Annotated in this window: 6 protein-coding genes; 3 read left to right on the top strand and 3 right to left on the bottom strand. The window is 39.9% G+C overall.

What is annotated here, in order from left to right:
* Positions 1–345: 345 nt before the first annotated feature.
* Positions 346–1,008: a DUF1003 domain-containing protein gene (locus ACKTT2_RS22410; RefSeq protein WP_407890648.1), complete on the bottom strand. Its 663-nt coding sequence runs from the start codon at positions 1,006–1,008 to the stop codon at positions 346–348.
* Positions 1,009–1,558: 550 nt separating this feature from the next.
* Here ACKTT2_RS22410 and ACKTT2_RS22405 point away from each other — a divergent pair.
* From ACKTT2_RS22405 to ACKTT2_RS22395, 3 genes are all read left to right on the top strand, one after another.
* Positions 1,559–2,833, top strand: a complete 1,275-nt coding sequence (locus ACKTT2_RS22405) for a ParB N-terminal domain-containing protein (RefSeq protein ID WP_407890647.1) — start codon at positions 1,559–1,561, stop codon at positions 2,831–2,833.
* The gene (locus tag ACKTT2_RS22400) at positions 2,823–2,972 is read left to right on the top strand and encodes a hypothetical protein (protein ID WP_407890646.1); all 150 of its coding nucleotides are present in this window, start codon (positions 2,823–2,825) and stop codon (positions 2,970–2,972) included. The genes ACKTT2_RS22405 and ACKTT2_RS22400 overlap by 11 nt, the downstream gene beginning before the upstream one ends.
* A 738-nt stretch (positions 2,973–3,710) precedes the next feature.
* Positions 3,711–4,646 (top strand): DUF5996 family protein, encoded by a 936-nt coding sequence (locus tag ACKTT2_RS22395; protein ID WP_407890645.1) that lies wholly within the window; start codon positions 3,711–3,713, stop codon positions 4,644–4,646.
* 51 nt (positions 4,647–4,697) lie between these two features.
* On the opposite strand, the gene ACKTT2_RS22390 is transcribed toward ACKTT2_RS22395, so the two are convergent.
* Together ACKTT2_RS22390 and ACKTT2_RS22385 are read right to left on the bottom strand one after the other, a co-directional pair.
* A complete protein-coding gene (locus tag ACKTT2_RS22390; RefSeq protein WP_407890644.1) occupies positions 4,698–4,976 on the bottom strand; it encodes an RpnC/YadD family protein in 279 nt (92 codons plus the stop codon).
* Between the two features lie 170 nt (positions 4,977–5,146).
* Positions 5,147–5,554, bottom strand: coding sequence for an Rpn family recombination-promoting nuclease/putative transposase (locus ACKTT2_RS22385; RefSeq protein WP_407890643.1), 408 nt, complete (start codon positions 5,552–5,554; stop codon positions 5,147–5,149).
* Positions 5,555–6,569 lie beyond the last annotated feature (1,015 nt).

Here is a 6,569-nt window from a genome sequence, read left to right as displayed (position 1 = left end):
TGGCGTTCGCGAAGCGTCTCCGAAGGAGATACCCGGAGGGCGAACCCGAAAGGGGACACCCGCACCACAAGAGAAAGTTGAATGTTTTTTTATTTGGAAGTCCCCTAGCAATATCTGTACCAATGTTGGATTTTGGCTTGAGAAAGTCTTACCTAGACTGACTCTCACCTAACTATCTGTCGAATTCTTGTTGTGAATTGATATCACTTTTAGACTTTTTTCTGCCATCAATGCCTTCAGCAGAACTGATTTTCTCGTGAATGACTAACTTGAAAACGTATCGATTTGGTGTAATATTGCGATATTAGTAGCGATCGCTAGGATGAAAGCACTGGTAGCGTCATTTTACCAACGACTCAATTCTTCAGAAACTTTACGATTGCTCTCTATTTGTTGCTCAATACTCGAAAGCTTGTTAGGAGAAACTGATTTGATAAACTTGTGATTTGTTTGGACGTTACTTCCTGTAACTAAATGGACTTTAACCTCTTGAGATTCAGTCACTAAAGCGACTTTAATCTCATTCAGAGCTTGTTGTTGCTCTTTAATAATTTGTGTCAATTCGTTTAACTTTTGAGCGTGGAGTTCATCTAATTTCTCATGCAGCAGTTCAATATTTTGTCCGGCTCTGAGATTCACTTGGTGGTCAATCTCAGCATTTTTGCGATCGGTATCCGATTGGCGGTTTTGACTCATCAAAACGACAGGAGCTGTGTAGGCTGATGCAAAGGAAAACACTAAGTTCAGCATCATGAAGGGTGACTCATCCCAATGAGGTAATCCTGGTATAGAGTTTACACCAACCCATCCTGCTAAAATTGCACTTTGACCGATAAGAAATCCCCAAGAACCCACTTGTGCTGCTAATTTATCTGCAAGGCGTTGTCCTGGAGTCAATTCTTGAGTTGCTATACTTTGGATAACCGATTGCTCTTTCTTAACAACAGAAGAATTTTGAATAACTTTTGTATCAACAGTGTTAGATAAGGTCTTTTTTGTCAGCTTCATCTTGCACCTCGGCGTTTTTCTTGTTTGCGTTTTTCCTGATGTCTCTTAATGTACGCCGAGCTTCTGATAAGAGCAAATACTCTTTGTTTTCAAAACGATAGATAAAAGTGATGATATAACTTTTTCTCAAATCCTTACCAATGGCAAATGCTCATGACAATCCTTTGTGCAGGATTCCTATAGTTAACTTAAATTGTGCTGGCTTCACTTAATCTGGAAAGATTTTTCTGCCGCTTTATAGTTCTCCAATTAGCTTGTCGTACTCTGCATGAGTTCCAATCCAAAACCACGAAATGCCAGTTTCCACTTCAACACCTAAAGCCCGGTAATCCAGCCCTACCCGAACTCTCATCAGTTGACCCCGTGTTTATTTGTCTGTAATTACCTACAAAGTGCAATGGCACTATTCCGTAATTCTCCAAAAATCTTTATTTACAGTATATTTTCCCAATTTTGTGGTACAATTCGATACAATCTATTTAAAAGCCCCTCGTGAGCGGCAACTCCAGGGGCAGTATTTCCGAACAGTTAAGACGGAGACACAGACAAAATGAATTATAAGTATAGGTTAGCAGAGAATTCGTCTGCTGAAAACAGCTCCTTGTCTGCATTTTTTGTAGATGACTCTTGGACATATGGGAGGTCAAGCACAACATCTGCGACGATCGCTCAGAAAGTATCCGAGTCACGGCAATCCTACCGGATACTGAAAATCGATCCTGAATTCAAAAATCTTATTCCACCACTGTCATCTGAAGAAAAATTACAACTCGAAGTCAACCTTCAGGAATTTGGCTGTCTCGATCCTCTCATAGTATGGAAAAGCACGAGTATTTTGTTAGATGGACATAACCGTTATGAAATATGTACTCGTCTTCAAATACATTATGAGACAGTAGAGATAGACTTACCAAGCAAAGAAGCAGCTATATGTTGGATTGCCAACCATCAATTAGGACGGCGCAACATGACACCAGAGACAGCAAGTTATCTCAGAGGTAAGCGCTACCTGCATTTGAAGGGCAATAAAGAGGCTAATCTCAAACAGAATTTACCGAAGGGCCATTTTGACCCTTCGGAACAAGAACTTCAGAAGGAGAACCCACCAAAGGACAAAAGTTTCCTATCGAAAGAAGAACCTGAGAATGTGAATTTACCGAAGGGCCATTTTGACCCTTCGGAAAGCACAGCAAAAACTTTGGCTGAGCAACACAAAGTTGGCGAGCGTACTATCAAGAGAGATGCTCAATTCACTACAGCACTGGATATCCTAGCTCAAGTGTTGGGGGACGATCTCAAACACTCCATATTAACTCGTACCGCCGGACTGACCAAAAAAGACACTTTGTCCTTGGCTAGGATCGTAAGGGATGAAGGCAAAGAAGCCGCACAGCAGTTTTTGAAGAATAAACGTAATTCTTCGGATATCACTCAACAAATCAAAAACAAACAGCGCGTACCCAACCCTCGACGTGTAGGGGAAATTTGTCAAATTATTCCTCAAGGCGATCCCGAATTGAAAAAGTTCTCCAAATGCTGGGGCATAATCAAGGAAGTTAATTTACACAGTTGTTACATCCAAACTTGGAAAATGGATTTTCCTACGGTCAAACCAGAAAACTTAGAACCAGTTTATGTCAAGTGTGAAGTGCTTGCTGCCCAAAACTGCCATCGCATTCGACAACTGAGCGACAAAATTTACAAAGAGTACGAGCTGACTCATGTAGCTGTGGTGGAGGCATTGGCAAGGATTTCCGATCCATCAAATCTTACCGCCAAGCAAGAAAGAATGCTGGCTTTTCTAGAACAAGAATATGGATTGTAAGATTTTTGTGAATGCGATCGCACCACCAAAGGGCAATAATTGCCCTTCGGGGAGGTGCAGCAAAAAACTGTTGTTAAGATACAGAGAAGCACTCACAGCTTTATTGCCTATAGGTAGAGAAGTACTTGTAGTAAATTAAGAAGTGGGAGGGAGGCAGATGGAAGAAAGTATTTTAGTTTATGATTGTTTGCGTTCGCATACTTTCATGTCTATTTGCCAAACAAATGGATAGTTTTTACAAACTCATTAGATGTGTAAAGACAAGGTTGTATGCAAATTGCGATCGATAAACATAGTAAAAAAGCGTACTCAATATTTTTTTATCTTTCTGTGTCAACCCAATTGCATTTTCATGCAACAAATTGACTTGTTGTTTGTGAGATAATTAAACCTTTGTACTTTCAATATGTTAGAAATCATAAGACCGCACTACTTTATTAACAGTACGGTCTGGATTATTATAAAGATTTTCAAATTAATAAATTAAAAAGTTCTTGAGTTGTGGGTTTTTCTAGAAAGGTATAAACCTCTCGTCAGTTGACCCCATTTTTACTTGTCTGTAATTACCTATAAAGCGAAATGACGCTATTCCGTAATTCTCCAAAAATATTTATTTACAGTATATTTTTAAAACTTGGTGGTGCAATTCAATACAAATCTTACTTCTAAGTCAGTGATTATGCGAACATGATATAAGCAAAATTAATCAATGAAAAAGAGAACTTAGGCTGCTGTATCTGGTTTAATGGATAAGCGATCGGGTATGCCACTGCACATAGAAAACTTAAGCAATCTTCAGTTCTTTCAACCTACCTAACCATAGCAATTTCCGTTCAGTATTCTCCCTTACCCATATCCCTTCATGGAGGTTTCCGTTATGGTAGAACCTGTTCGTGCCACACTCAACGATACCATCTGGCCCAGTTTGCCTGTTGCAGAATGGCAAGATACATATGCAACGCTGCATATGTGGACTCAAATCGTTGGTAAAATTCGGATGGCGCTAGCTCCCAAAATTAACCACTGGTGGCACTCTACTCTGTATGTAACTCCGCGTGGGCTAACAACCTCTTCAATTCCTTATAGAACAAGCACCATTGAGATTAGCTTTGACTTTTTTGAGCATCAGTTACAAATCGAAACCAGCGACGGTATTACCCGAACAATCGCGCTTGCACCTCGCTCCGTAGCTGATTTCTACCAGGATGTTATGAGTACGCTGAGGGCAATTGGTATTCCTGTTCAGATTTGGACAATGCCACAAGAAGTAGACCAGCCAATTCTTTTTAATCGCGATCGTATACATACAGCTTACGATCCGGAGTATGCACAACGGTTTTGGCGTATTCTGGTGCAAGCAGATCGAGTCATGAAAGTATTTCGCTCGCGTTTCATTGGTAAATGTAGCCCCGTACACTTTTTCTGGGGCAGCTTTGACTTGGCTGTTACCCGCTTCTCTGGACATCGTGCTCCAGAGCATCCAGGTGGAGTTCCTAACATGGCGGATTGGGTAACAAGAGAGGCTTACTCGCATGAGGTGAGCAGTTGTGGGTTTTGGCCAGGTGGTGGAGCAATAGCGGAACCTATTTTTTACTCTTATGCCTACCCTGCACCGGAGGGATTTAAAGACTACTCCATCCACCCAAAGGAAGCATTTTACAGTTCCCAAATGGGAGAGTTCGTTTTGCCATATGAAGCAGTGCAGCGAGCTGACGATCCGGATGCAGTACTTCTTGCCTTTTTGCAAAGTACTTATGATGCAGGTGCAAATTTAGGAAATTGGGATCGAGCAGCGTTGGAATCTACCTCATAACCTCAAAAGAGTGAAAGCAGTTGCGATGATAATGGAACTCTGTTTGCTAGTCTAGTCTGTGGTTTGTAACTTTGCCTGTAGTTGCTGTACTTTTTCCAGAGGTAGACCTGTAATTCTTACAACTGCCTCCACTGATAAACCCTCACGCAGCGAATTAAGCGCTACTTCTTCTAATGCTTGAATGCGACCTTTTCGTTGCCAGCTAGTAACAATTTCCATATATTCCTCCTTTTCTTCTAATCCCATTGTACTTATCGCTGCTTGAAATGCTTGTTCTTCCGTTTCGTTCAAATTTAAATAAGTGTCAATAAAACCAGAGATGAATTCCATTCGTGCAGGGTCTAACCTTAAAGTAGTCAGCAATTCACTTGCATTCAGCTTTAACTTGTGGACGTTCTGCTAGTGGTATATTCATCAAAGCCATCAATGCTGCCGCAACAGGGTTTTGTTGGGTTAAGTACTGCCTCCAACTCATGCGATTTAATTGAATCGCTGTAAATTCAAACCTCAGCGCATCTAAACCGGGAAATGTGACGGTATGTACATGCAGGTTCTTCTCGCAGTGGCTCATCAAAGGAGAAAATAACAACAGGATAAATTGGTAAATCGTATAGTTTATATAGACTGGAAAAATAGATAAACATACGTTTAGCAAATTCTGACTCTACATAGGACTGAGCCTCTACATGGACTAAAAAGAAAGTGGATTGATTTTTGTATTTAACTTTGGCAAGTAAATCTATTATCTTCTTCTTCCCGGCTGTTATATCTATCAAGACTTGTTCTGGTAAAAATTCAATAGAATCTTTGTCTATATCGGCAGCAATGTTTGGAAGAAATAGCTCAATAAATTCTATAAAAAATGTTGAAATCAATAGTTTAAATAAACCGTCATGGTCAATAGACATAGTTTTTTCAAGAGAAAATTATTATAAATTTTATCATTAAATATCTTCAGTTGAAAATTCATATTATGTCTAGAAAATTTACGGTTGGAAAACAATTGATCGTGCCAATCTACCTGCTGATTTGCTGCGAGCGCCTACTCGCTGTAGAACACCAATTGTCGCATAAAGCTTGTTTCATGAGTCACTTGCTTGCCTTCTCAATGACAGGCGTTGAGGATAACACACTCAATGTGACTTAAGCTATTAGAGTACGTTACTGACTAAGAACCACATTTCAACGCACTTTAAAGCCATGAGCATACCTTCTATCTTTAATTTAGGGTGCGCTTAAACTTGAAATAGAGCGCTATTTAAAGACAGCGATCGTTATATTTGCCAGTAACTGTGCTGACAGTGATGTCACCGCAATAATCAACCCTATCAACCACCGAATAATTAACCCTTGTTCTGTGAAACGGTGCAGCATAAGGCTAACTTCCTACTACGTCTACAACAGCAGCAATGCCAAAATAGTCAGATGGATATAAGGTACGGCTTGATGGTGCAGGTTGATTAAGAATAATAAGTGAAAAGGTCGCTCAGAAGACAGCCTCTTGTAAGGTATTAGATAAATTTTAGCTAATGTTAGACTTTCTGATTTCACTCACATCCGCTACGAAAGCCTACTTATTTATCTGCGTTCGTCCGCTACAGGCTGCGGTTCCATAACTTTATTTATGTATTACATCCAATTGAAAACCGCTATAGATATGTCAAAAATCATAAGACCCCACCACTTTATTAAGTAGTGCGGTCTGGATTCTTATTAAAGATTTTCAAGTTAATAAATTAAAAAGTTATTAGTCGTGAGGCTTTCCTGGATTTAAGGTATTCACCTCTCATCAGTTGACCCCGTTTTTATTTGTCTGTAATTACCTACAAAATCAAATGCCACCATTCCGCAATTTTGGGAAAATATTTTTTAACCTACCACTATCTCAGTAAAAACGCTGCAAACAGCGCGTCTCTACATCTT

This window comes from Scytonema hankhaensis NUACC26 (assembly GCF_045865695.1).
GTDB lineage: Bacteria > Cyanobacteriota > Cyanobacteriia > Cyanobacteriales > Nostocaceae > Scytonema.
This window is presented reverse-complemented; position numbering and strand designations above follow the sequence as displayed.